The following is a 26273-nucleotide window of genomic DNA, read 5'->3' as shown; positions in this document are numbered from 1 at the left end:
AATCTTTCAAGGATGTTTCCTGTATCTTTAGTGTTCCGTATGTTTCATTTCCAAGTCTAAATGCAAGGCTTATTCTATAAAAGTCTTCATAATATCAAAAAAAGAAATTAGAGTGATTGCTGTAATAAATGTTTACCAAAAACTAATGTATAATAATGTAAATGATTTTGAAATTTTGAAGATATTGTCTGCATGAGGATGATGTTTGAAAATGTACTTTTGTATCATTAACGAGAGGGGAAATTTATGTGAACTTTAATGTAAATGAAGCTGTTGAGATTCTTGATCGTACACCACAAACATTGGAATATTTTTTATCTGGCTTATCTAATGGATGGTTGCAATGCAATGAAGGAGAAGCGACATGGAATGTCTCTGAAGTGATTGAGCATCTCATTGAGGGAGAGAAAAACAATTGGATACCGAGGCTAGAATTTATTCTCCAGGAAGGTGAAAATAAACCCTTTCCTCATTTTGATCGTTACTCCCACTTAATCAATAAATCTGAAGGATCTATTGAACAAAAATTGTTTGAGTTTAAAACAATTAGAAAGCATAACATAAACAAACTTACATCACTTATTAATTCTGAATTACATCTTGAATTGACGGGATACCATCCTGCATTTGGTGTAGTGAAGGTAAGAGAATTAATTTCAACATGGGTTGTTCATGATTTAACACATATTTCTCAAATCGTTCGTGTTATGTCTGAAAGGTACAGAGAAGACGTTGGCCCATGGGATGTATATTTGAGTATATTAAAAAAGAAATAACAAAAATCATCGATTCCTTAACGTACAGGAAATCGTTTTTTTCTTTGTAGAATTGTATTTAGCGTACGAAATTCACGTTTTGATGGCTCTACCCCATCGCTATCAGGTTAAGAAATTCATTGTTCCCCAAAACGAAAAAAACGTTATTCTTTTACGGGTAATTTTGATAAAAACCTGTAAAATTATGATGTCATAATCACTCATTCTAATAGAATTTGTTTTTATTAATGTAAATCGTGGAACTGGCGCGGGGGCCAAAAATGCACTTGATTCCGAATCGATGTTTCCATGAGTTTCAGTCCTTTCTGCTTCAATCCCTCTATAACAAAACGCACTTTTCGTAATCACACAAACGAAAACACGGCAGAGAAATAAAACCGGCCGTGTTTTTTGTACAGTCATAATTAGTGTTACAGAACATAAAAAAACGAACAGATTTATGCATTCCGTTCGTGTCAGGAGTATACCTAATCATTGTCACTCGACAGAAGAATCATGTTTTTTCTAAATTATAGGATGAATCCCTACTGAAAAAACTAGTTTATAAAAATTTCTTCTATTAGGATTTCTTCGGAAATCTCATCATTCGGTTTATATCCCTGTTGTAACAAATCATTAATGTAAATTCGATTATAAATAAATGCAAATACAAACGCCGATAAAAATGGTAGAAATATTGAAAGAATTAACAATATTAATCCCCATTTCCAGTCACCTCTAAAAAAAGGCGAAAAAAAACTAAAAAAAAGTACAGTCCAACTAAATCCAACTTTTGCTACTTTTAGCTGCCTTGTTCGTTCATGAATCAGATAAACATCCATATAAAGACCATTCCCTTTTAACTATATATAAACTTATAAATATTTTAGCTCAATTTGTATCACAAGTATACCTAATTATTGTCACACTTGTATTTGAAATTTCCTTTTTATGTAGGTTCTATTAAGCTGAAATGTTGATATTTAATTATGAACAATGACTGTCTAAATTTGACAGTCATTGTTCAGCTAACATATGCATTAGATACGCCAGTTTTCAGATTTATCTATAAATCGAAAATCCACATATCCTTGTGACAAAATTTCTTGTTGTATATTGGGAAAATCCCCTATATTTTTCACAAAAATAGCTATCTCATAACAATCTATAATTACGAACATCAAACTACATTTACTATTTAAAAATTCTTGGATAGTATGTACTGGCGTATTTTTTATTTCGAGTATGGGTATTTCGTGTGGGTAAGCTCTAAGATTTAAAAATATTGGATAAAAGTATTCTATCCCTTTTAACTCTTCTTTTAACTTACTCCCAGTCTCAAACTCTTTGTTATCTAAAAATCTATAATCATCATCCCAATCATTATTCGTTTTTACTAATACATCATTTTCATCGATGTGCCAATTGTAATTCACCATTTTTATAAATAATTCTAATATGTTCTCTATTTGAAGGTTATATTTACCCCTAGGCACTTCAAAATAAACACCGACTTTATCCATTTTCAATACATCCTTTTGCTTTTTAATTTACCACTTATTGAACTAAGCTATCTGTTAGTTCAATAAGGCTGTCTTACATTCATTAGATGATTAACTTTATTTGACGAATTCTTTATTTGTTAAATAGCGCTCGCATAGGCTGATACTTACAAATACATCTTTAATATTCGTTGTTGTTGCGACAAACCCTTTCATTTCAAGAAATTAAACCCCTACCTTTAGTGATTACCGCACCTTTATATCGGTTAATCCAATGACTTAACGAACATGATAATCGTACACATATATTCAATAGATGTTAGTAACAGCTCTTTTGGTAATTTCATTTTTTTACTGAAAACAAAAAAACTGCCTAATTGTAACAGTATAATCCCATACTAAACTCGTAATTGAGTGGTATCTTAATACAAAGTTCTTCTTCTCATCCATTGCGTCGCAACCCATTTTTCACCTTTGATAACAGGTGCACCGCCATGTAAAGTGAGCTCGTTTAATGATGCATCCTGATAAAAATATTCAAAATATACCGCCATTCCTTTTTTCGGAGATACAGAAAGGTTGAGTTTTGGAAAGAAAGTCTCTCCGCCTTCTTCTACATGATTTAAGTACATGACAAGAGTACTAATACGATTGTTATTTGCTGCCGCACTGTTTTCTGCAAAAAAATCATAATGCGCTTTATATTCTTGGTCAACAGTATAATTTAAAATATGTAATCCTTCTCCATGTTCAACTGGAACATTCATGATTGAAGCGATTCGTCTTTCGATTCTAGTAGCAGCCTCACTTTCTTCTAAAAACGTACCACTACTCGTCCGAATATCATTTATTTTGCGCGAAGCACCAATTTTAGAACGTTTCATTTTATTTTTAGACATTTCAATTAACATTTCACACTCTTCATCGCTTAATACATTCGCTAACACGACAATAAGAGGCTCTTCTAATCTTGAAATAATTTGGATTTCTCTATCTTCTGTTACAATTGTGTTTCCAACGTGGTTAAAAATCGTTAGTTCCTTATTTTTAACTGGTTGATTTTCCGCTGTCATGTTCCCCATCTCCCTTAAAAATGATTGGATATTATGAATATATCACACTTTCTCTCTATTCACTTTATTCTGATAATAATAACAAAAACTTTTCCGTTATATGTTTTAACACGAGAAAAAATCTCGACCCAAACGAGAGCTGAGATTCATATTCTTTTCTCTTTCTCATATTGTGTTAAGGAGAGATGGTTGATAAAGCAGAAGAACCGTACGGGTAAACATGCTTCATAAGCTGTTTGGAAAGAAGAATCATGGCTCATTGAAAACCCCTAATCCTCCAAAACCTCCGAACAAAGCAATTAGACTTCTCCACGTAGCTGTAACATTTTAAGATTAGTGAAAAATAGAATCGTTGCAATCATCCATAATAAAAATACAAGTACTATCATCCCATTATTCGAATTCGAATAAAATCGATAGCATATTGGGCAATTTTCTTACGATTAAGTACAATTCCTGAATGACCACAATTATATACATACCGTCTAGGCCTTCCCCACGATTCCCATAAATGGCTTGTATCTTCAATATGAACGTATTGATCATGTTTTGCTGAAATTAGTAAAATATTATCTTTATTCATCATAGGAATAGCTTGACTAGGATCTATTATCTTCCAATATTCAACCAAATCTTTATAAGTGACTCCATTATCTTGTAAATCAGCTTTGATGTATTTACCAGGATTCGTCTTCCATATTGAATAAGAAAGACGGTTCGCATAAAATACGGAAACTAACACATCAATTTCTGATTCAACAAGGGCCGTTAAATTAGTAATAAATCCTCCTAAGCTAACACCAATTAAAACCACAGGCCCTTTTTTATTTTTCTTAATCCATTGTATCAATCCCCTTAAATCGGCTACAGCCTGTTGGGTTGATTGTACTGTTCGCTCAATATTGGCACTAATCATGTATTCTCCACTATATAGTGAACACTCAGGTTTTCGTTCAAAATGATATGGCAGCGTAAAATAATACATATTCCATCCCAGGCCAATCATTTGATTATGAAATATGTTTTTTACACGTTTACTGGAATCCATTCGCCACCCGTGGACCAAAATAACATTAGTTGCATCTTCATTTCCAGCTAAAAACGCTTCTCCTGGTATAATGTCATTACATGAATACCCTGACTTAACATTACTATTATATAAAAATTTAACGATTTTATAATTTTGTTCATTCGAACCTTCAATACTGAATTGAATATCTACAGGTCCTGTCTTATAAAAGGTTTGAACATCTTCTCCATCCAAATTTGCTTTCGGAAAAGAAGAAAATTGGCATTCATTACTTCTTTTTTTATGCAAATCATATAAAGCAAATTGATCTATTATTTTTGAGAAAAACAAAAATTCTTCCTCCAATTCTATAATTAATCATGAAATATCGTAACATCTTAAATACTATTTTGTTATAGTACTTCTGATCTCTTTTTTCAACTGTTCAATTGCTATAGAATGGGCCAAATTCTTATCTACTGTCATGATGCGAGGCTTAGCAACATGACAAGACCGCAAAACTTTCTTGAAAAAACGCTTCGCAGCCATTGTGTCTCTTGTTTCACTAAGATAAAAATCAATCGCGTTTCCTTTGGAATCCACTGCACGATATAAATACATCTGCTGGCCTTTACTTTGATATATGTCTCATTCACCCTTCAGGAACAACTTTATTATTTGTGAACAGAAACAATAACTGTTTAAATTTCCCTCAACTAAAATAATAACCTACCTTCTTGCAAATCCTCTGGATGTTTGACATACAAAGTATAATCCCCCATCGCTTTGTGCAGTACATCTAATAAAACTGGTGAAAGTTTTTAAAACCAGGTAAATACGCCGCATTTCGAATCGTATTAAAAAAATCATCTTTCCTTCTTAGTATAGCTGTTTCACTGCCCAATAGTGAAAGCGGGCAGTCTTCCTTATTCCAATTAATTTCGTTATTTTCTAAGAATTGAGCTACACAGCAATTTAGTTTATCATCTCAACAAATCTCTGTAGGGCAGCCGAAAAAAGTACATCTTTTCTCATAATAAAATAAGTTGGTACCTTGGAATATTTCTGAGGTAGAGAAGTCAAAGTTAAAGACTGCTCATGGTCTTTTAGAATTGATTTAACCATGATAGCTATTCCCATTCCTGCCTTCACACAACCGATAATTGCTTCAATCGTACCGAATTCTAATACACGCTTTGGATAAATGCCCTCTTCTTTTAACCACTTTTCTACTATGCTACGATAATGGCAGCCATCACCAAAGGCTAACAAAGCAATTTTATTCAGCTCTTGGATATCAATTAAAGGCTGATGGCTAATAATTGTTAATTCTTCCTCACAAAACAGAATTGAAGTCAAGTCTGGATGATGAACATCTTCGACAATGAATGCTCCTTCTAGTTTACGTTCGAGTACAAGTTGAGTTAGCTCAGTGCTTGTATGAGTCTCCAACACCAATTCAACATCAGGATAATTTTCATAATAGTTTTTCAGAAGAGGAGGTAAACGGACTGCAGCTGTAGAGTTGGTAGATCCAATCTTCAGTGTACCAAGAGGTTTAGAATGATTACTTTGTACTAATCTTATTGATTGTTCAGTTAAATCTAAAATCTGCCTAGCATATGTTAACAAGATCTCGCCATTGGAGTTTAAAATTACGCCCTTTCCATTACGGTAAAATAATGGGACTCCTAATTCATCTTCTAACTGTTTAATTTTCATAGTCACATTTGATTGAACATATCCTAGTGATTTTGCTGCTTTCGATATGCTTCCTTCTTCGGCTACCCTTTTAAATACAGTTAGATCTTTAATATCCACATAACTCACCTCCAAGATATCAATTTTTTTGATGTTTTTTATCTTTATTATTTATTTTACATGATATCCTCATATTCATACAATAAAAGAGAAAAGGAGGTAATGATAAAATGCTAAAGCAAAAAACAAGAGATACTTTCACTAGCTCATACAAATGGATGATCCTATTAATTGCAACTATTTCACAAACATTCGCTACGTTTGTTACGTACGGAATTGGTCCTTTAGCCTCTTTCTGGCAGCAAGTACATCACCTATCTCAATTTCAAACAGGATTGCTTGTATCAGTTGTAAACATCGGACCTATCTTCTCTATGTTGTTCTTCGGAAACTTAATGGATCGACATGGAGAAAAATGGATTGTAGGAGTAGGGTCTGTCTTACTTGGAGTGAGTATGTTGTTTGCCTATCAAGTTACCAATTATACATATTTAGTTGTTATTTTACTATTTGCAGGAGTCTGGTATGGAACGGCACAACCTGGAGGTAGTAAAGCTATTGTAAAGTGGTTTCCTCCTCAGCGTAGAGGACTTGCAATGGGGATTCGTCAAACTGGAATTCCAATTGGAGGTGCTTTGGCTTCTAGTACGCTTCCTTTCTTTTTTTATAAATATGGCCTCCCTTCTGTAATCCTTGTGCAAACAATTGTAGCTATTAGTGGAGGCTTATTGTTCATCCTATTTTATCTTGAGGAGCGTTCTTCTATTCAAAAGGCTGAAACATTTTCCTTCTTAGCAAAGTTAAAGAAGATACAAGGAAACTATTCTCTCTACCCTATCTTTCTAATTGGAATAACAATGATATCCTTACAAATGGTGCTTGTTGCACATCTAATGAGCTATCTTACAAATGAAGTTCATACAAACCTCCATCATGCTGGGACATTATTAAGTGTGATATTGCTAGGTGGAATGATTGGAAGGATCCTTTTAGCATGGACTAGTGATAATATATGTAAAGGAAATCGTGTAATTCCATTACAGATAACTATTGGTATCACTGTCTTATTACTTCTTTGTATGAGTTATGTCATATCTTATATGACTTTTTGGTTACTCATAATCCTATGCTTCTTTCTTGGATTCTTTGCTATCGGATGGTTTAGTTTATTTATCATATTGGTGTCAGAAAAATCAGATCCGCAATTTATTGGCTTAACTGTAAGTTTTGCTTTAACATTAAATCAATTCGCTATTGTGCTTGCACCTGCGCTGTTTGGCATACTGGTTGACTATCTACACAGCTATAGTGCTCCATTCGGTATCCTAGCTCTTTTCATTGCCTTGAGTGGAATATGGTTAACTATTATCGAGTATCGTAACAAACAATTACCTATTCAATTCACCGACGGAGTCTAAAATAATGATTACTCAACCATTCCTCTAGAGAACATATATCTAGGAGAATTGTCTTTCTATACTCATTCGCAAAGGTTTTAATACAAAGATAGAATAAAAGAGAATAACGTGTATATACTCCTTACGGAATCGCATCCAAATTCGAGAATTGCTTCCAAAAATAAAAGTGCCCGAAGAACAAAATGCACATTTGATGACACTCTTGTATCAAACATACGAAAACACGGTCGACAAGTAAAATCGGCCGTGTTTTTGTACAATCATAGCTTATCTTTTGTGATTTTGATGATATCGGAAGTCATTAATTTATAGAATCCCTGTTATTCCCATAAAAAGAATAGATAATCAAACCTACTCCCGTTAATCCTTTTCCTTTTTCAACAAAAATACCCATACCTTTAGTGTTAGCTTAAAAAACCAATAAAACACAAAAAAGTTGAAGAAAAACCCCAATGGATTAAACCAAAATTCCCATCCACCAAAATAAATGAAATCTTCTGCAGGTATACCGAAGTGAAGAAAATCCCCATCATTTTGTCCTGTTGTAGGAATAAAGGCAAAAACAATAGCAAAAATCAGACTTATAAAATACAACTTCTTTTTGGTTGGATCCATTTTTCTGTGGCTTAACAAATGAAAAGTTATTGAGAATACTATCACTAAAACGAAAAGTATTACCCCCATTTGACACCTCCTCATTATATGTTTTTAGTTCAATAGCTTAATACTGTCAGGAGCAATATCAAATGTTAGCCGAAGTTGTTACTTGGGTAATTTTCTTCGCTTTTTCTTGGTTTATATACTGTATCGAAATGTAAATCTAAACATTCCTTTATCAATAGTCAATCTATTTAGAAACCTAGTTTACCTAGGGTAGTTCGCTTAATATCAAGCGAACTTATTTTTTTGAAGAAATCGGAAAAATGTGTTGGAATAAATTAATAGATTGCGAAGGTAGTACTTAAACTAACGGGTTAGTTCGAAATTTTTCCTATTTCAACCAATTTATTGGTTAATTGTGTTAGGATTAAATTGTATTTATCTAGAAAGGTTGTGTTTATTCGGAAAACAAAATGGTTATTCCAAAGAAGAACGGTATAATTAACTATATTTCTTTAATTATTGGAATTATTTGCTTTTTCATTGTTTTTGTAACACCGACAAGAATAGCAAATATCGGAAATTTGGTTGGAGATTATATAACATTTTTTCTTACGGGAATAGGTATCGTACTTTCTATAATTGGGATAGTGAAGAAAACGGAGAAAAATGTAATTCCTATCATATCTTTAATCCTCTCCTCCTCCTTCTTTATATTTTGGATAATCGTGATTTTCTTATTGTTTACTGGTCAAATTGAATTTGCTCCGTAGTGTGCAAATACTTGGAAATTTTAGTTCAACCAAATAAACATATAAATTCCAAATTATTTATTTGCTTTAAAAGCACTCTATAGTGTGCTTTTTTCTTTTTAATAAAGGCTCTGTTAAATTTAAATGTTGATTTTTATATAGTAATTAGGGGAACCTTCATTCGTCGAGGTTCCCCATTCTTGTTCAACTAACGCCCCCCGTTAGTGAAATTATGCTATTTCATATCCGTTAATTTAAAATAAATTGTTTTTATTATCTTTCGATGGCTGGGCATCCTTGATTTTCAATTTCTTTAGAACCAAATATTTGATAAAAATAGTCTTTTTTAGGTTTTCCATCTTCTTGTGCAGACCCATTAGCACCCAAAAGTATTTTATCCTGTGGTAACTCTTTTATTTTCTTGCCACTTTCATCTACATAAAATGCTTTTAATTGGAATGATCCTGAGTGTTTTTTATTAACCCATCCAAATTCCATCGGAGAAGAAGTATTTATTATACCGTCTTTTGGTACTTTATAGATAATTTCATTATTTTCTATCTGCAAAGGTTTTGCATCTTTCACATCATAATTTATAACTACGCATCCCTCAAAACCATTCGGTAATAAGTATGTTTGGTCAACTCCTTGTTGGTTACTATTTAAAAATAGATAAGTTGCTCCTACTACAATAAAAAATAATAATACTATTCCTATTTTAGCTTTCATAAGCACACCCTTTAGTTTATAATCATTGCACTTGCTCTAAAAATTGTTGAACTTCTTTTGGTGATTTTAAGATAATAACTTTTTTATCCCTAGATAATTGATTAAGTCTTTTTAAAATTACAGGTCTTTTGGTCGTTGGATATTCCCATATCCATTTAAAAAATTCTAAGTCAAACCTTTCTTCGCATCCTTCACCCATATCTGGTCTTGTTCTATTTCGATATTGTACTATTCTTTTGAAAGCACGATAGACACATATTGTTCTATGAATATCAAGAAAGATGATTGTATCAGCTGCGTTAAGTCTTATTTCCATTGTCCCGCCATAATTTCCATCAATAATCCATTCTTCTTGTTTAATTAAATTATTTTGTACTTTTCTTTGTTCATCTTTTGGAACCCCTACCCAATTGGGTTTCCAAAATAATGTATCAAGATGATAAACATTTATTTTTAGCTTTTCGCCTAAATGTCTTGCTAATGTGGATTTCCCTGAACCACCCGAACCAATAAGTACAATTTTTTTCATAAACCCCTCCTTATTAATATCTCAAAAAGGTAATAATCCTTTTTAAACAATCATGCATCTAGTTTAAATGACACCAAATTTCTTTAATGCATAAGCTATTCCGCCTTCGCTTGCCTTTTTTGTAATGAAGTCCGCTTTTTGTTTTAACTTTTCTTCCCCATTTTCCATAGCAATCCCCAATCCTACATACTCTAACATATCGATATCATTTCGACCGTCACCGAAAGCAATTGCGTCTGATTTACAAATATTTAGATAATCCAACACTTTTTTGATTGCGACTGATTTGGAAACCTCTGTCTCTTCAAGTACGTTCATTACGTAGCCGTGAAAACGCTCGAACCTAAGCCTCGGAAATCTGTCTAGAAATTTCTGAGCTTCACTTTCGTCCGCATACAAACAAATACAGTAAACCTCTTCTGAAAGAGACTTCATTTTTTTAGGGTATTGTTCAAGATTCAATGTCTCTTTTAATACCTTCATAACCCGTTCATCATCGGAGCCTATTCCATTCATGGCGAATAGCTCAGTAAAATAAGAAATACCATGTCCGTTCAACTCAGCAAAATCCGAAACATCTTGAACTGTTTCTGCTGAAAGTACTGATTTATGAATAATGCTATCATCACATTTTATAAGCGCACCATTGGCAGAAATGAATGTATCAATACCCATCGTCTTGAATTCTTCACACAAACTGTATGGTCTTCCTGTTGTAATTACAACTTTTATTTCTTTTTCAATCAACTTTTCAATTGCTTCTTTCGTGCTTAGCGGTATACTTCTATCAACTTCACTCAATAGGGTGCCATCAACATCAAAAAATACAACCTTGTACATATTTAAGCCTCCCTTGTTATCTCAAGACTTCTTTCACGATTAAATACAATAAAAAATAAAAACTCAAAGTAAAATTTACTTTGAGTTTTTATTTTTGTTATTTTTCAACTAGAAAATCTACAACTTAGTTAGATACCTTAGACTCTTCTAATTTCTCACGAAGAACCATTTGTAAGATACCGCCGTGACGGTAGTAGTCGATTTCTACTTCGCTATCGAAGCGTGCTACTACTTCAAATTGTTTTTCGTTTCCTTCTGAGTCAGTTGCAACAACTTTTACAAGGTCGCGTGGTTTTACTGTTTTATCGATTTGAATTTCAAATGATTCTTGACCAGTAAGACCTAATGTTTCTGCACTTTCACCATCTTTAAATTGAAGTGGTAATACGCCCATTAACACAAGGTTACTGCGGTGAATACGCTCGAAGCTTTCTGCGATAACTGCTTTAATACCTAAAAGGTTTGTACCTTTTGCAGCCCAGTCGCGTGAGCTTCCCATACCGTAGTCTTTACCAGCGATTACAAGAAGACCTGTTCCGTCTTGTTTGTATTTCATTGCTGCATCATAGATAGATGTCACTTCGCCTGTTGGCCAGTATGTTGTGAATCCACCTTCTGTGCCTGGTGCGATCTGGTTTTTAATACGGATGTTTGCAAATGTACCGCGCATCATTACTTCATGGTTACCACGGCGAGAACCGTAAGAGTTGAAGTCAACTGGTTGCACACCATTTTCTAATAAGTAACGGCCTGCTGGTGTGTTTTTACCGATAGATCCTGCTGGTGAAATGTGGTCTGTTGTTACAGAGTCGCCAAATTTACCAACTACGCGCAGTGCTGAAAGTGTCTCCACTTCACCTGGCTCTTTTGATAACCCTTCGAAAAACGGCGGATTTTGGATATATGTTGAATCATTATCCCAAGTATATAACGCTTCGTTTGAAGTTTGGATTTCATTCCAGCGTTCGTTGCTGTTAAATACTTGCGCATATTCTTTCTTAAATAGTTCAGATGTTACTACATTTTGCACAACTTCTTCGATTTCTGCCGCTGTTGGCCAAATGTCGTTAAAGTAAATTGGGTTACCGTTTGCATCTTTACCGATTGCATCATTTTTCAAGTCGATATCAACTGTACCAGCAAGTGCATATGCAACTACAAGCGGTGGTGATGCTAAGTAGTTTGCTTTTACAAGCGGATGAATACGACCTTCAAAGTTACGGTTACCAGATAATACAGATGTTACTAATAAGTCATTTGAAGCAATTGCTTCTTCTAATTCTGGTGCTAATGGACCAGAGTTACCGATACAAGTTGTACAACCGTAACCTACTGTTTGGAAACCTAATTGATCTAAGTAAGTTGTTAATCCTGATTTATCTAGGTATTCTGTAACAACTTTAGACCCTGGTGCTAATGATGTTTTTACGTAATCAGGTACTTTAAGGCCTTTTTCAATTGCTTTTTTCGCAACTAAGCCTGCACCAATTAATACATATGGGTTAGATGTATTTGTACAACTTGTAATCGCAGCGATTGCAATTGCACCTGTTTCCATCGTTACTTCTTGATCTTGTAATACTACTTTCACTTCTTTATCAAATTCTTGCTCTAAGAAGCCAAATCCTTGGTTACCAACCGGTGCCACAACAGCTTTACGGAACTCATCTCTCATGTTAGAAAGAGGAATTAAGTCTTGTGGACGTTTTGGACCAGAAAGGTTAGACTCAATTGTATTTAAGTCAATTTCAACAAGATCTGTATAGATTGGATCTTGACTATCAGCTGTATAGAATAAGCCGTTCGCTTTACAATATTCTTCAACGATGCGAATTTGCTCTTCGCTTCTGCCTGTTAAACGTAAGTAATCTAATGAAATATCATCGATTGGGAAGAAGCCGCAAGTTGCACCGTATTCTGGTGCCATGTTAGAAATTGTTGCACGGTCAGCTAATGGCATGCTTTGTAAACCGCTACCGAAGAACTCAACAAATTTTCCAACTACACCTTTTTGACGCAATACTTGTGTTACTTTTAATGCAACGTCTGTTGCTGTTGTACCACTTGGAAGTGTACCCGTTAATTTCACACCGATTACTTCTGGTACTGGGAAGTATGAAGGTTGTCCAAGCATTCCAGCTTCTGCTTCAATACCACCAACGCCCCATCCAAGAACGCCGATACCGTTAATCATCGTTGTATGAGAATCTGTTCCTACTAATGAATCTGGGTATGCAACAAGTTCACCTTCAGCATTTTTCACCGCATGAACAACTGGTGCTAAATATTCAAGGTTTACTTGGTGAACGATACCTGTTGCTGGTGGAACTGCACGGTAGTTATCAAATGATTTTTGTGCCCAGCTTAAAAATTTATAACGTTCTTCATTGCGTTTAAACTCTAAGTCCATGTTAAATTGAAGCGCATCTGATGTACCTGCTCTATCAACCTGTACAGAGTGGTCAATAACAAGATCAACTGTAATTTCTGGATTAATTTTATCAGGATTCCCACCCATATCTGCCATTGCCTTGCGAAGAGAAGCTAAATCAACAACAGCTGGAACCCCTGTAAAGTCTTGTAAGATAACACGAGATGGTTTAAACGGTACATCGATATCTTGAATATCTTTCGTACCCCATTTCGCTAAATTTTCAACATGTTCTTCTTTAATAACGCGGCCATCAACTTGACGAAGTACTGATTCAAGTAATACTTTAATTGAATAAGGCAATTTAGAAACATTACCTACCCCTGCATCTTCAAGTGCTTTCAAACGATAATAATGATACATATTTCCATCTACTTCAAATGTTGCACGAGCGTGAAATGGATTGTGTTTTACCATTATGGTTACCCCCCTGTTAAACGTGACTGAAATTGTCTGAATATAAAATGTAGCCAAACTTTTCAATACCTTACGATAATATATTATTACAACTTAATGGATAAGTAAATAAGAAGAAACTTATAGTTTTTCATAAGTTTTCTTTATAGCTTCGTTACTGCATAGTAAATTACTCGTTAACAGATACTATTTCTATAAAGTGAAACTGCTTTTTAGAAAGCGTTTTTCTTTATAGAAAGTAAATGGAACTCTTCAGGCTCTTACAGTCAATTAGGGGGTATAATAATGGGAAAACGTAAAGCAAATCATGTCATTCCAGGAATGAACGCAGCCTCTGCACAAGGACAAGGTACAGGGTATAATGAGGAATTTTCGAATGAGCCATTAACAGCAGCTCAGCGTCAAAACAATAAAAAACGTAAAAAGAATCAATAAAGTGAAACTTCCATCAGTGGGGTTTTTTTTCATCCCCCACTGATGGAAAGCTCTCACCAATCGGGCTTTTACGGGCAGTTATCCCTCACCTATCTTCCTCGTTTCTCTTTGAAACTTGAGGTGGGGGCTTACTGCCCTTTAATGCGGGATAAAACAAAATCCCAAAAGGTTATCTTTTGGGATTTTTTAATGCTTATACTTCAATAACTCTGATACTTTCACGAATCGATACCCTTGTTTTTGCAAGGCTGGTAAAATCTCTTTTAATGCTTCGACAGTTTGGCTTCTATCGCCTCCTCCATCGTGCAATAAGACAATATCACCACTCTTCGCATTGTTTAAAACGTGATTTACAATCTTATCCTTACCAGGACTAGACCAATCTCTTGGATCTTGATGCCAAGACCATAATACAATTTCATATCCTGCTTCTGTTGCCGTTGTAAATACAGATTCATTAATATATCCACCAGGCGGGCGAAAAAGAAGAGGTTTATCTACCCATTTTTGTAAATACCGTTTTCCCTCTAGAATATCATTTTCAAGTTTTTGTCCTGTTGCACTGCGTGCATACAAATGATTCATTGTATGATTACCAATTTCATGCCCTTCCTTTAACACCTGGTCAATTAAATATGGATTACGCTTAACTCTGAATCCAATCATAAAAAAAGTTGCCTCAGCATTGTATTGGCGCAATATATTTAAAATTTGAGGTGTATATGTAGAATCCGGGCCATCATCGAAAGTAATTGCTATTATTTTTTCATTAGTTGGCACTTCCCATGTAACGTGACCAGTTGGTTCTAACTCTTTTCTCATTAACATTTTTGCATCAACATGTTCAATTCCTATCATGCTTAACATAACAATAAAACAACAAATTATAATACATTTTTCTTTAATCATCATTAGCTCGTCTTATGTGAAAAGGCTGCTGAGACTACTCAACAACCTATTAATCACGCACTTCCTCCACATTTTGCATAATATGTTGCAAATCTTGTTCATATTGTTGCAATTGCTTTCGCTGCGTTTCAGAAGCAACTTCTAATGCGTTTTGGATTTGTTCATATGCTTCGTGCACTTCTTGGCGTAAATGCTTTAAATCTTGTGGATAATTTGGATCATTTTTTACAATGTTGTTATATACATTTTCTGCATCTACCGTTCCTTGCTGGGCAGCTTGAAATGCTTGTTGCTTATCTTTGTGATACGGCATAACCATTCCCCTTTCAATTATTACTCTCCATTATCTTTTACCTTTACCTCAAAAAACATTCTCGTATAAATTTATGAAGTTTTCTCATCCTAATATAGAGCGAAACTTTAGACTAGGTACTTTCCTTCAGCTAATTCATTTCGCTAATCGGGCTCTACTGTTCATTTGAATAACCGCTAAAGCAAAAGAAAAAGAGGGGTATTATAATGGAGAAAAACAATAGCAAATCCATTCGTAAAAATTCTCCGCAAGGACAAGTTTCTGGTGGTCAACCAGAACCGTTAAGCGGATCACACAAAGTAAAAAATAAAAAACATACGCGTCAAAAAAATCATGCTCACCACGACATGTAAAAAAGAAGACAGTGCATGCGCACTGTCTTCTTATCATATATTTCTAATATCTTCTCTTCTTTTTAAGCACATTTCCTCCTTTCTTTTTCACCTCTATTCTCAAAGTGAATATCGTAATATGAATGAATTTTTATGGAGGTTTTCTTACAATGGGCAAGAAAAAGAAAAAAGACTGCCTTTTTCATGTTGATGGCTTTGAAGAATGGATGAATCAATTTTGCTCCGATTTATACGCAAATTCCCCCTCTCCAAACGGTATCCACGTTGACCTTTTTGAAACAGAGCAAGAATATATTTTAGAAGCCGATATTCCGAGCATATTAGAGCGAAATATTCTGATTAAAAAGATGGAGACAGGCCTACAAATTAACGTATTTGGTAATAATTCTGCCTTGCAGCATATGATTTTCTTACCAACTAATATTATATATAAAAAAATGTTAGCCTATCTTGAAAATAGTCTTCTTACCATTCACATTTCTAAAACAGAAACAGCACAATTGACCGAACAAACTGTCCTCTTTACAGAGTAGTCATACGTAAATTTAACACATGATATAAGAAACAGCCCTTCTGCAAAATAAATTAAAACTTTTATTAGTGGGAGTTTTTCATTCTCCATTGATAGTTAATTAAGCCAATCGGTCAGCCCCCACCTCGTTTCTCTTTAAATCTTGAGATAGGGATTACTGCCCGCGAATGGCGCGAGAAAGCAGAAAGTTACGAAAGATTTGAAAGCGATCAATATCTTAGAACAACTATTGCACTGGCAATAATAAAAGGAGGCTGATTCTTAAAATGATCAGCCTCCTTTATTCATAAAACTTTATTTCGTCCTTACACGCATTACATTTGCGCTTCCCATTTTTCTTCTATCGTTCTTTTACGCTGCAAACTCCTTGTCAACAACAGAATTGGAAATGCAAGCATTGAAAGCACCGCCAAAATAGTAAAAATCGTAAAACCATTATGGTAGCCGTAATAATCTAACAGAAGTCCGCCAAACCATGGCCCAATAACAGATCCGATTCCTGAAAATCCCATTGCTCCAAAATATGTTCCCTTTAAATTTGCAACAGCAATTTGATCAATAAACACATCTGTCATAGAAAACATTAATACTTCTCCAATTGTAAATATGATCGTACAAACGAAAACAGCCCACATTGATTCCACAAATCCAAATCCACATAATCCTACACCAACAAGTAATGTACCAATCATAATGGATACAAGCGGTGTATACTTTTTACAAACTTGAATGAGTGGGTACTGAACAATTACTACAGTAATTGCGTTTAATGTTAATGCGTAAGAAAATAATTTCACTCCATTTTCAAATAGATGGGAGTTCGCAAAATATTGAGAAAGCGTTGATGAAAACTGTGAGTATCCTGCTGTACTAATAATAATTCCAATTAATGCAACTAAAAAAACAATGTCTTTTCTTATAACACGCAAGGAATCCATAAAAGTAACTCGTTCTGTCTCTTCTGTTTTTTCTTCTCCAACATGATACTTTCGAAATTGTAATGCGAGTACAATTGTATAAAGAGCATACATAATAGCTGCTATAAAAAATGGTGTTGTTGATTCAGCAGTTCCAACCTGAAGACCAACAAGTGGCCCAATCGCAACACCAACATTAATAGCACCGTAACGCAAGTTAAACATCATTAAACGATGCTCCGGCTTTGTTAAATCGGATAATAAGGCGCGAGACGTTGGCTCAAAAAATGAACGACACATCCCATTTAGCGCATTTAGTAAGAAAAATGCTAAAACATGCTCTGCAAATCCAAATCCAATAAATACACAAATCCAAACAATAATAGATGCTAGCATAATCTTTTTTCGCCCATAACGATCTGATAAATTCCCGCCAATGAAACTTGCAAATACACCTACTAATGCGCTCGTTCCAATAATTGCTCCTGTAACTCCTGCTGATATTCCTTTTGCATTCGTCAAGTAAATTGCTAAAAACGGAATGCTCATTGATGTTGCAAATCTTGCAAATAATGTTCCAATAATAATAGTCATCCCGATAGGATGAATATGTTGTAACTTCCCCTTCATCTCTCTCACCTTCTCTATCTACAAATACAATACAAAGAAAAAGAAAGCTGAAAAGCAGCTTCCTTTGAAAACATGATTTTTGTTTTCCTAAACGCGAGCCGTTCTTTTTAGCTCCATATCAATACCATATGTAAACTGTAATTCTTTTAATACTGCCTCTACTTCAATATTTACATTATGTTTACTAATAAATTCAGTCACCCAATTCTCTACTTCTTCATGTGTGTAGCTATATTCTCCAGCTATCCAACTTTTCATATCAAAACATTCATTAATACAAACTTGAATAAGCAACTGATCATACATAGAGACTATATCTTCTTTCTTCCATAGCAATTCCTTCACATATAACCGATCAAATGTGACACTTTCTCGGTTACATTCTGTTAAATGACGGGTCATTTCATGCAATTCTCGGTATATCTCAGAAATATTCGTATTCAGATGAATCAGTTTACGTACACCATTTTCATATAACATTTCATCCACCCCCGTTATGTTCCCCTTTTTCTTATTATAGCAAGAAAATTCTAAAAAAGAGAATTTTTCTTATGAAATATTAGGAAAGTGATACGGATTGTTTTACAATGAAAATAGTTACATTTGAAAGGAGTATAGACGTGAACCAAAAATTATATTACAAAGATACATACTTACAAACATTCACAGCTCAAATTACAAATCAAGCGCGTGACAAAGATGGCAATATATATGTTGTATTAACAGAAACAGCCTTTTATCCAACGGGCGGTGGTCAACCACATGATACGGGGCATTTAAATCAAACTCCTGTTATAAATGTAGAGGAAATAGATGGAGAAATTCTTCATTACATTACTGAAGAGATACACACAAATGAAGTAACAGGATATGTTTCTTGGAAACGTCGTTTTGATCACATGCAACAACACGCTGGACAACATATTTTGTCCGCTATATTTTGGGACCATTTTAATATTCCAACAATCGGTTTTCATCTAGGAAGAGAGATCGTAACAATTGATTTAGAAACTTCCGACCTTTCTTTAGAAACAGCCGAAGAAGCTGCTTACCTTGCTAATCAAATTGTATTTGAAAATCGTCCCATTACAGTTCAATGGGTAAACCAAGAAGAAGCAAAACAGCTTCCCCTTCGCAAGGAACCAACTGTAACAGAAAACATTCGTGTTGTGATTATTGAAAATCTTGATTATAACGGATGTGGCGGTACACATCCAAAACAAACTGGTGAAGTCGGCCCTATTCAAATTATCAATTGGGAGCGTCATAAAGGAAACATTCGTCTTACATTTGTTTGCGGCTGGCGTGCAATCGAACTTATGAAGCGCAATCAAGTTCTTGTAAAAAGCGCAGCCCAGCAATTACATGGTAAAGAAGACGATATTCCAAACAAAATAAAGCAAATCCTTTCTTCTCAAAAGGAAAATGAAAAAGCACTGCAAGCAGCCAATGAAAAACTCATTCTTGTAGAAGCAAATGAATTATTACAACAAGCAGAGAAAACTTCGTTTGGAAAACAAATTGCAGTTAATTTTACAGAGCGTTCTATGCAGGAACTCGCAAAATTAGCAGCTATCCTTACAGAAAAAGATGAACATATCATTACATATCTTGTTACACAAAACGGTGAAAATTTACAATGCATTTGCGCATGCGGTCAAGCCGTTAAGCAAAACATGAACACTCTTTTAAAAACAGCTCTTCCTCTTATAGAAGGAAAAGGTGGAGGTAACCTAAAAAGTGCACGCGGCGGTGGGAAAGCAACTGTTACAGGCGAAGCATTTTTAAATCATCTCATTCACATACAAAAAGAAACGCAAGAAGCATAAATAGCTTCTTGCGTTTCTACTATATTTGGAGATTCTTCTCTTTCATAATATGAAGTAATTGATGATAAGAATGGATATAATAATCTGCATCTTGAATTGCTAAATTTTGAAAGGTTGTGATTCCTAGCTTTCTACCTTTTCAAATAAAAGCGCAAGTCCAATCCCTCCGCCTATGCCTATCGTTGCAATTACATATTTCATCTTTTCTCTTTGCACTTGATAAAATAATCTTGTCACAAGCATTGCTCCCGATGCGCCGTACGGATGTCCAAGAGCAATCGCACCGCCGTTTACATTTAATTTTTCATACGGAATGTTTAACTCACGCGCGCATGCAACTATTTTAGAGGCAAATGCTTCATTCATTTCAATACAATCAATATCTTCCATTGTAAGATTCATCTGTTGTAATAATTTTTGTACCGCAAATATTGGTCCACTACCAGGGAAATTAGGATCTACACCAGCAACGGCACTATGCACAAATCGTAGCACCGGTTTATAACCAAGCTTTTCAGCTTGCGTTTCATTCATAATAAGAAGAGCACACGCTCCATCATTCACTCCACATGAATTACCTGCCGTCACTGTTCCCTCTTCTAAAAAAGCAGGGCGTGTTCGTTTTATAATTCTTTCATAATCCATACGCGGTTTAATTGTTTCATCTACGGTAATGTGAGAAACTGGTACAATTTCTTCTTGTAAATATCCTTTTTCTAATGCTGATAATGTTCGTTTATAACTCAAACATGCATACGCATCTTGCATCTCCCTTGTAATTCCGTAACGCTTCGCTACATACTCTGCAGCAACTCCCATATCAGGATCACCAATACGTTCAGGTGAGAACCGTGCTCGTTTCTCAAATAGTGAAGTACTTACACTTTCCGCTCCACCTGCAATATAACAAGTTCCCGCTCCGCCCTGAATCAGATGACATGCCAGCCGAATCGCTTCCAGTCCAGCACCGCACTGACGATCGATTGTCACACCAGGTACTCCATATGGGAGACCTGCCTCTAATGCCGACAGCCGAGCTACATTCCCACCAGGCCCAACAACATTTCCGAATACAACATCATCGATTTCTTTTTCGATACCTTTACTTATATATGTAAGTAAAGGGGCCGCTAATTTTTCAACAGAATAATCTTTAAATATCCCATTTATCTTTCCAATCGGAGTACGTTTTGCTTCAACAATTACCGCTCTATTCATACGTAAACTCCTGCTTTTCAATGATTTTTTTTGCTTCTGTCCGTGCAACTTTCCCACTGCTTGTATGCGGAATTACATCTACAAAATACCATTCTGTCGGAATTTTATAGGAAGACAACTTTCCTAAACAAAATTGCTTTAGCTCTTGCTTTGATACAACTCCTTTAACAAGCACTGCAGGTTTTTCTCCCCAATACACATCTTTCTTACCAACAACAACTACTTCATCAACATTTGGATGCATCTGCAATACACGTTCTATTTCTTCAGGAAAAATGTTGATTCCGCCATAAATAATCATATTTTTTTCTCGACCTACAATATATAAAAATCCAGCTTCATCAACATAACCCACATCATGAACTGTCATCCACCCATCACTTGTTACGTGACAAATTGGTGTATTATCTATTATATACCCCATGAAAAACTGTTCGCTCTTCACATAAATTGTGCCAACTTTTCCTTGCTCTACTTCTTGTCCATCCCCATCACGAATACTAATTTTCACATTATGACATGGTCTTCCAACTGAAGATGGTTTATTTTCATTATCATCATGTGATAGTGCTGTAACAAAGCTTAATTCAGACGCGCCGTAAAATTCATATCGTTTTGCCTTTGGAAAGACCTGTTTTATTTTTCGTTTTGCTTCAGCTTCCCATTTTGCACCTGATGAAATAATCTTTATCTCTCGTTCTATAACTCTTTCTTCTTTGTATAGGGATTCTAGCATCGTTGGAACTGTATACATAACAGAAGTAGATTCCGTCTCTAATATTGAAAGAACACGGTTTGGAATGAACTTTTCTGTCATGTGTATCGTTTGTCCTAAAAATAAAGCACTCATTGCACCGTATAAAAAGAGAGAGTGAACGAACGTTCCGGAGAGCAATACTGCATCATCTTTTTTCATATGAAAATCATGAACATTACAAGCAAAGCTTTCTACCCATGATTGTTGTGAACGAAGAAACGCTTTTGCTTTTCCCGTTGATCCTGATGTGAACCCCATATAAAAAGGTAACTCTCCTACCTTTTCTACACAATTTACTGTAATAGCACCATGTGCTATTCTTTCAGACCACATACTCATAGAAAATACTTTACTATTTGTTTGAGGCAATTGATCACGTTTATGCTGCGCTACAACTATAATAGAAGGCTGTACGATTTGTAGTCGTTCCTCAAGTTCATAAGTATTCCACTTTGGATCAAGTGGTACACAAATCCAGCCTGCCATAGCAGACCCAGCAAAAATTTGTAAGAATTCCACACTATTATCAAGTAAAATCGCAATCTTTTTATTAGTTGATCCTTCCATGTGAAGCCAATTAGCAACTTGGCAAACAGATTTATACCATTCTTTATATGTAACTTCTCTATCTTTTATTTTTATTGCAATTTTATTCGGTTGATATTGAGCATGTGCTGCATACGTTTTTGTAATTCCCACCTATTTCACTTCCTTTTCTATAACAAAAAGAAACACGTATTAACGTGTTTCATAATTTGTACGATAAATTGTTCGTTTCAATGAACGTTGTAGTCTCGTAACAAGAAGTGCCGCAAATACAGCCTTCAATATATCTCCCGGTAAAAACACAACACTTAATTGTGCTGCCTTCACTACACTTATATCCATCACAAAAGCTTGTACGATAACACCAAAGAAATATACAACGAAAATACCACCAATAATATTAATTAAAAATAATTTCAGAAATGATACGTTGCGAAGGCGTTCTACGAAATACCCAATTACAAACGCTCCGATGACATATCCCATTAAATAACCAGCACTTGGTCCGACAAAAACTGAAAATCCACCACGTCCTCCAGCTAACAATGGCGCGCCTGCTGCTACAACAAGTAAAAATACGAGTTGGCTAAGAGCTCCAAGACGAGATCCTAACAATCCACCTGCAAGCATTACACCAAGTGATTGCAATGTAATTGGTACAGGTGTAAATGATAATGCAATGGGTGGTATAAATCCTAACACGGCCATAATGGCACTAAATAAAGCTACAAAAACTAAATTTCTTGTATTCATATTATGTTTTCTCCTGTTTGTAAACTATAAATAAAAATAAGGTAACATATCATATGTGATATGTTACCCTGCTCTTTTTATAATGTCAACTAAAATGTAATTATAGTTAACAATCACTTTCTATCTTCTATATAATATTGCTCCAATTCTTTTCGAAGCGCTTGCTTCAAAAACTTTCCAACTGACGTTTTTGGAATTTCTTTCATAAAGACAATCTCATCTGGCAGCCACCATTTTGCAAATTGTGGTTTTAAAAAGTCATATAATTCTTCTTTTGTAACAGATTTATTTTGTTTTACAACAACACATGCAACAGGACGTTCTTGCCACTGTTTATGAGGTACTGCAACAACAGCCGCTTCAAATATTGCTTCATGCGCCATCAGTGCATTTTCTAAGTCAACAGATGAAATCCATTCTCCCCCGCTTTTAATCACATCTTTCGTTCGATCCACAATTTTAATACTTCCTTCTTCATCAACCGTAACGACATCTCCTGTATATAACCACCCATCTCGAAAACCCTCTACTGTTCGTTCATCGTTATAATAACTTGCCGCAATCCATGGGGCACGCAGGCATAGTTCCCCCATTTCTTGTCCGTCCCATGCTACATCTCCGTTTTCTCCGATAACTTTCATTTCAACACCAGGTATTAAGTAGCCTTGCTTTGCACGAATCGTAAGTTGCTCTTCATATGGTAATTCACATTGATAACTTTTCAATCGTGCAAGTGTGACTAGTGGACTTGTTTCTGTCATCCCATACGCATGTACAAATGGAACATTATATTTCTGTTCAAATGCGGCAATGACACTTTTCGGTGCAGCTGAACCGCCGCATAAAATACGTTTCATATTTGATAGATCATAACGATTCTTTTCTAATTCTTGCAGTACACCAAGCCAAATTGTTGGTACACCCGCAGCTATTGTCACTTTCTCCTCTTCTATCATTTCCAGTAAAATCTTCGGGGTAAACATCGGACCTGGCAGAACTAAATTGGAACCGAACCAAGTAGCAGCAAACGGTAGTCCCCATGCATTTACATGAAACATGGGAACAATCGGCATTGCGATATCACTTTCAGAAAGTGCTGTTGTATCTGCCAGTCCAAGTGTCATACTATGTAAAACAGTGCTGCGATGTGTATATACGACGCCTTTTGGATTTCCAGTTGTAGCAGACGTATAACACATTCCCGCTGGCATATGTTCATCTATGTTTTGTATAAACGAAAATGATGGATCTCCTTCTTCAAGGAGCGTTTCATAATGATAGACAGGTTGTAGCGATGTTGGAGGAAGTTCTTTTTTGTCAGTCATAATGACATAAGCTTGTACAGTTGATAGCTGATCTTGAATGCTTTCAACGAGCGGTACAATATCTTCATCAATTAGCAAAACGCGATCTTCTGCATGTTGGATAATAAAAGAAATATGTTGTGGAGATAAACGAATGTTAATCGTATGCAGTACAGCACCAATACCAGGAATCGCAAAATATGCTTCTACATGACGATGATGATTCCACGCCAGTGTGCCCACTCGTTCCCCTTGCTTTACACCTAACTTTTGCAATGCACTAGACAAACGTCTCGTTCGCTCACCTAGCTCTTTATACGTTAGGCGTGTAATTGTACTATGTGTACGAGAAATAATTTCTTTCTTTGCAAATAACTTCTCTGCCCTTTCTATCATTGAGCTAATTGTTAATGGTACATCCATCATCATGTTTTTTGTCCCCCTTTATAAAAAGGCTTTCATTTTTTCGGACAACTTCATAGCGACACAATAATAATAAATAACAGCCACAACTTATTACTATTTACTTGTTACTTTACATGATCAGACACTTCATCATTGTTCACGAATACTTTTCTTTCATTTGCTTTTTCCCAAACAAAATACCCTATTGTTACTACAAGTAAAAACGGAATACCCGTTGTAAGTGTTGATTTAAACATGTCAGTAAACCAAGTGGTTATTAAAATTGCAAACATTAATACGGCTCCTAATGTAGTTAAAAATGGGTATCCCCACATACGAACTGGTAAATCCCTTCCTCCGAATGCAACCCACTTCTTTCGAAAATATAAATGAGTAACAAAAATCATCATCCATGTAAACATAGCTCCGAACATTGAAATACCCATCATGAGCATGAATGCTTGATTCGGTGAAACAATTGTTAAAATTGTTGCCAGCGCAATACCAATTGTCGAGAAGAACAAAGCTGAAACAGGAACTCCTCTCTTGCTTAGTTGACCAAACCTTGCCGGTGCATAACCAGCTCTAGATAGCGAAAACATCATTCGAGTTGTAATATATAATTGACTATTCATTGAAGACAAAGCTGCGATTAAAACAACAAAATTCATAATGCCAGATGCACCTGGAATATTTAATAATTCCATTACTTTAACAAAAGGACTCTTATCAACACCAGCAGCTTTCCAAGGAACAATCATTAACATGAAAGCCAATGTTAAAATATAAAAAATAATTAATCGATAAATAGTTGAACGAAGTGCTTTAGGAACTGCTTTCTCTGGATTCTTTGCTTCGCCAGCGGTTACAGCAATCATTTCAATGCTTAAATAACTAAATAAAGCTACACAAACCGCAACCCACATGCCCCACCAACCATTTGGTAAAAATCCACCGGCATTTGTATAATTTTGAATTCCTATTTCCGGATTCGTGTTAGTACCAAATACAACGTAAGCACTCAAAAGAATAAAACCAACAATAGCTACTATTTTAATCATTGAAAACCAATATTCAATCGTTCCAAATAAACTTACACTAGTGGCATTCACAAAAATAAGTAACGCTGAAAAGAGAATAACCCACATCCAACCAGGGGCAGTAGGAAACCAATATTTCATATACACCGAAACCGCTGTCACTTCAGTTCCGACCGCCACTACAATACTTGCCCAATATGCATAGCGCACAGTAAAACCTGCCCAGGGACCTATATAATGTTCAGCATATGCTCCAAATGACCCAGAAGTAGGGTGCGCTACTGTCATTTCTGCTAGACACCCCATTAATAAAAAAGCAATAATGGCTCCAATCCCATAACTAAGTATTACGCTAGGACCAGCCAAGCCAATAGCCATCCCACTTCCTAAAAATAAACCTGTTCCAATTGCTCCGCCGATTGCAATCATAGACAGCTGCTTCGTAGATAGTCCACGATGCAAGCCTTTCTCTCTTTCTATAATTTCTTGAAAATGCGCTTCTTCCTTCTCCATATA

General features: G+C 35.2%; 26 protein-coding genes and 2 pseudogenes. 7 read left to right on the top strand and 21 right to left on the bottom strand.

What is annotated here, in order from left to right; all coding sequences use genetic code 11:
• Positions 1–248 precede the first annotated feature (248 nt).
• Positions 249–776, top strand: a complete 528-nt coding sequence (locus ACFQZ1_RS14950; protein ID WP_377882969.1) for a DinB family protein — start codon at positions 249–251, stop codon at positions 774–776.
• A gap of 536 nt (positions 777–1312) precedes the next feature.
• Here the strand turns inward: ACFQZ1_RS14950 and ACFQZ1_RS14945 are convergent.
• The 7 genes and pseudogenes from ACFQZ1_RS14945 to ACFQZ1_RS14915 form a co-directional block, all read right to left on the bottom strand.
• Positions 1313–1597, bottom strand: coding sequence for a hypothetical protein (locus ACFQZ1_RS14945; RefSeq protein ID WP_377882968.1), 285 nt, complete (start codon positions 1595–1597; stop codon positions 1313–1315).
• Positions 1598–1795: 198 nt separating this feature from the next.
• Positions 1796–2278, bottom strand: coding sequence for a DUF2691 family protein (locus tag ACFQZ1_RS14940; protein ID WP_377882967.1), 483 nt, complete (start codon positions 2276–2278; stop codon positions 1796–1798).
• A 96-nt stretch (positions 2279–2374) separates the two neighbouring features.
• Positions 2375–2540, bottom strand: a pseudogene (locus ACFQZ1_RS14935) (IS1595 family transposase); the annotation flags it as partial.
• Positions 2541–2679: 139 nt separating this feature from the next.
• Complete coding sequence (locus ACFQZ1_RS14930; protein WP_377882965.1) at positions 2680–3330, bottom strand: 2OG-Fe(II) oxygenase; 651 nt, start codon at positions 3328–3330, stop codon at positions 2680–2682.
• 385 nt (positions 3331–3715) lie between these two features.
• Positions 3716–4690, bottom strand: coding sequence for an alpha/beta hydrolase (locus ACFQZ1_RS14925; RefSeq protein WP_377882964.1), 975 nt, complete (start codon positions 4688–4690; stop codon positions 3716–3718).
• 78 nt (positions 4691–4768) lie between these two features.
• Positions 4769–4998 (bottom strand): annotated as a pseudogene (locus tag ACFQZ1_RS14920) (DDE-type integrase/transposase/recombinase); the annotation flags it as partial.
• A gap of 316 nt (positions 4999–5314) precedes the next feature.
• The gene (locus ACFQZ1_RS14915) at positions 5315–6160 is read right to left on the bottom strand and encodes a LysR family transcriptional regulator (protein ID WP_377882963.1); all 846 of its coding nucleotides are present in this window, start codon (positions 6158–6160) and stop codon (positions 5315–5317) included.
• A 110-nt stretch (positions 6161–6270) separates the two neighbouring features.
• On the opposite strand from ACFQZ1_RS14915, the gene ACFQZ1_RS14910 reads away from it, so the two are divergent.
• On the top strand, positions 6271–7518 hold the full coding sequence (locus ACFQZ1_RS14910; RefSeq protein WP_377882962.1) for an MFS transporter: 1248 nt from the start codon (positions 6271–6273) through the stop codon (positions 7516–7518).
• A gap of 360 nt (positions 7519–7878) precedes the next feature.
• Here the strand turns inward: ACFQZ1_RS14910 and ACFQZ1_RS14905 are convergent, their stop codons facing one another.
• The gene (locus ACFQZ1_RS14905) at positions 7879–8202 is read right to left on the bottom strand and encodes a hypothetical protein (RefSeq protein WP_377882961.1); all 324 of its coding nucleotides are present in this window, start codon (positions 8200–8202) and stop codon (positions 7879–7881) included.
• A gap of 389 nt (positions 8203–8591) precedes the next feature.
• Here ACFQZ1_RS14905 and ACFQZ1_RS14900 point away from each other — a divergent pair, with 389 nt between their 5' ends.
• Positions 8592–8891, top strand: a complete 300-nt coding sequence (locus ACFQZ1_RS14900) for a hypothetical protein (RefSeq protein ID WP_377882960.1) — start codon at positions 8592–8594, stop codon at positions 8889–8891.
• A 252-nt stretch (positions 8892–9143) separates the two neighbouring features.
• On the opposite strand, the gene ACFQZ1_RS14895 is transcribed toward ACFQZ1_RS14900, so the two are convergent.
• From ACFQZ1_RS14895 to acnA, 4 genes are all read right to left on the bottom strand, one after another.
• On the bottom strand, positions 9144–9599 hold the full coding sequence (locus ACFQZ1_RS14895; RefSeq protein ID WP_377882959.1) for a DUF6843 domain-containing protein: 456 nt from the start codon (positions 9597–9599) through the stop codon (positions 9144–9146).
• A gap of 22 nt (positions 9600–9621) precedes the next feature.
• The gene (locus ACFQZ1_RS14890) at positions 9622–10128 is read right to left on the bottom strand and encodes a DNA topology modulation protein (protein ID WP_377882958.1); all 507 of its coding nucleotides are present in this window, start codon (positions 10126–10128) and stop codon (positions 9622–9624) included.
• A gap of 63 nt (positions 10129–10191) precedes the next feature.
• Entirely contained in the window at positions 10192–10968 is a 777-nt protein-coding gene (locus ACFQZ1_RS14885; RefSeq protein WP_377882957.1) for a Cof-type HAD-IIB family hydrolase, read from the bottom strand.
• 124 nt (positions 10969–11092) lie between these two features.
• Complete coding sequence (acnA, locus tag ACFQZ1_RS14880) at positions 11093–13816, bottom strand: aconitate hydratase AcnA (protein WP_377882955.1); 2724 nt, start codon at positions 13814–13816, stop codon at positions 11093–11095.
• A 285-nt stretch (positions 13817–14101) separates the two neighbouring features.
• Here acnA and sspO point away from each other — a divergent pair, with 285 nt between their 5' ends.
• On the top strand, positions 14102–14251 hold the full coding sequence (gene sspO / locus ACFQZ1_RS14875) for a small acid-soluble spore protein O (protein WP_098307008.1): 150 nt from the start codon (positions 14102–14104) through the stop codon (positions 14249–14251).
• 186 nt (positions 14252–14437) lie between these two features.
• On the opposite strand, the gene ACFQZ1_RS14870 is transcribed toward sspO, so the two are convergent.
• Both ACFQZ1_RS14870 and ACFQZ1_RS14865 read right to left on the bottom strand, forming a co-directional pair.
• On the bottom strand, positions 14438–15118 hold the full coding sequence (locus ACFQZ1_RS14870; RefSeq protein ID WP_377882989.1) for a polysaccharide deacetylase family protein: 681 nt from the start codon (positions 15116–15118) through the stop codon (positions 14438–14440).
• Between the two features lie 91 nt (positions 15119–15209).
• A complete protein-coding gene (locus tag ACFQZ1_RS14865; RefSeq protein ID WP_377882954.1) occupies positions 15210–15473 on the bottom strand; it encodes a hypothetical protein in 264 nt (87 codons plus the stop codon).
• Between the two features lie 206 nt (positions 15474–15679).
• On the opposite strand from ACFQZ1_RS14865, the gene ACFQZ1_RS14860 reads away from it, so the two are divergent.
• Both ACFQZ1_RS14860 and ACFQZ1_RS14855 read left to right on the top strand, forming a co-directional pair.
• Positions 15680–15826 carry a small acid-soluble spore protein P gene (locus ACFQZ1_RS14860; RefSeq protein WP_377882953.1) on the top strand — a complete coding sequence of 49 codons (147 nt, stop codon included), beginning with the start codon at positions 15680–15682 and terminating at the stop codon, positions 15824–15826.
• A gap of 149 nt (positions 15827–15975) precedes the next feature.
• Entirely contained in the window at positions 15976–16359 is a 384-nt protein-coding gene (locus ACFQZ1_RS14855; RefSeq protein ID WP_377882952.1) for an Hsp20/alpha crystallin family protein, read from the top strand.
• A 313-nt stretch (positions 16360–16672) separates the two neighbouring features.
• Here ACFQZ1_RS14855 and ACFQZ1_RS14850 read toward each other — a convergent pair whose 3' ends face one another.
• Together ACFQZ1_RS14850 and ACFQZ1_RS14845 are read right to left on the bottom strand one after the other, a co-directional pair.
• Positions 16673–17905 carry an MDR family MFS transporter gene (locus tag ACFQZ1_RS14850; protein ID WP_377882951.1) on the bottom strand — a complete coding sequence of 411 codons (1233 nt, stop codon included), beginning with the start codon at positions 17903–17905 and terminating at the stop codon, positions 16673–16675.
• An 87-nt stretch (positions 17906–17992) separates the two neighbouring features.
• Positions 17993–18385: a hypothetical protein gene (locus tag ACFQZ1_RS14845; RefSeq protein WP_377882950.1), complete on the bottom strand. Its 393-nt coding sequence runs from the start codon at positions 18383–18385 to the stop codon at positions 17993–17995.
• A gap of 140 nt (positions 18386–18525) precedes the next feature.
• Between ACFQZ1_RS14845 and ACFQZ1_RS14840 the strand changes: the two genes are divergently transcribed.
• On the top strand, positions 18526–19734 hold the full coding sequence (locus ACFQZ1_RS14840) for an alanyl-tRNA editing protein (protein WP_377882949.1): 1209 nt from the start codon (positions 18526–18528) through the stop codon (positions 19732–19734).
• Positions 19735–19857: 123 nt separating this feature from the next.
• Here the strand turns inward: ACFQZ1_RS14840 and ACFQZ1_RS14835 are convergent, their stop codons facing one another.
• From ACFQZ1_RS14835 to ACFQZ1_RS14815, 5 genes are all read right to left on the bottom strand, one after another.
• The gene (locus ACFQZ1_RS14835) at positions 19858–20952 is read right to left on the bottom strand and encodes an acetyl-CoA C-acyltransferase (protein WP_377882947.1); all 1095 of its coding nucleotides are present in this window, start codon (positions 20950–20952) and stop codon (positions 19858–19860) included.
• Positions 20945–22408: an acyl-CoA synthetase gene (locus ACFQZ1_RS14830; RefSeq protein WP_377882946.1), complete on the bottom strand. Its 1464-nt coding sequence runs from the start codon at positions 22406–22408 to the stop codon at positions 20945–20947. The genes ACFQZ1_RS14835 and ACFQZ1_RS14830 overlap by 8 nt, the downstream gene beginning before the upstream one ends.
• A gap of 39 nt (positions 22409–22447) precedes the next feature.
• On the bottom strand, positions 22448–23008 hold the full coding sequence (locus ACFQZ1_RS14825; RefSeq protein ID WP_377882945.1) for a biotin transporter BioY: 561 nt from the start codon (positions 23006–23008) through the stop codon (positions 22448–22450).
• A gap of 113 nt (positions 23009–23121) precedes the next feature.
• A complete protein-coding gene (locus ACFQZ1_RS14820; protein WP_377882944.1) occupies positions 23122–24741 on the bottom strand; it encodes a long-chain fatty acid--CoA ligase in 1620 nt (539 codons plus the stop codon).
• A 101-nt stretch (positions 24742–24842) separates the two neighbouring features.
• Positions 24843–26270: an amino acid permease gene (locus ACFQZ1_RS14815; protein WP_377882943.1), complete on the bottom strand. Its 1428-nt coding sequence runs from the start codon at positions 26268–26270 to the stop codon at positions 24843–24845.
• Between the last annotated feature and the right edge of the window lie 3 nt (positions 26271–26273).

It is taken from the genome of Bacillus sp. CGMCC 1.60114 (genome assembly GCF_042676365.1).
In the GTDB taxonomy this organism is placed as follows: domain Bacteria; phylum Bacillota; class Bacilli; order Bacillales; family Bacillaceae_G; genus Bacillus_A; species Bacillus_A rhizoplanae_A.
The sequence above is the reverse complement of the archived record's forward strand: the minus strand, read 5'-3'. Positions and strand labels throughout refer to the sequence as shown.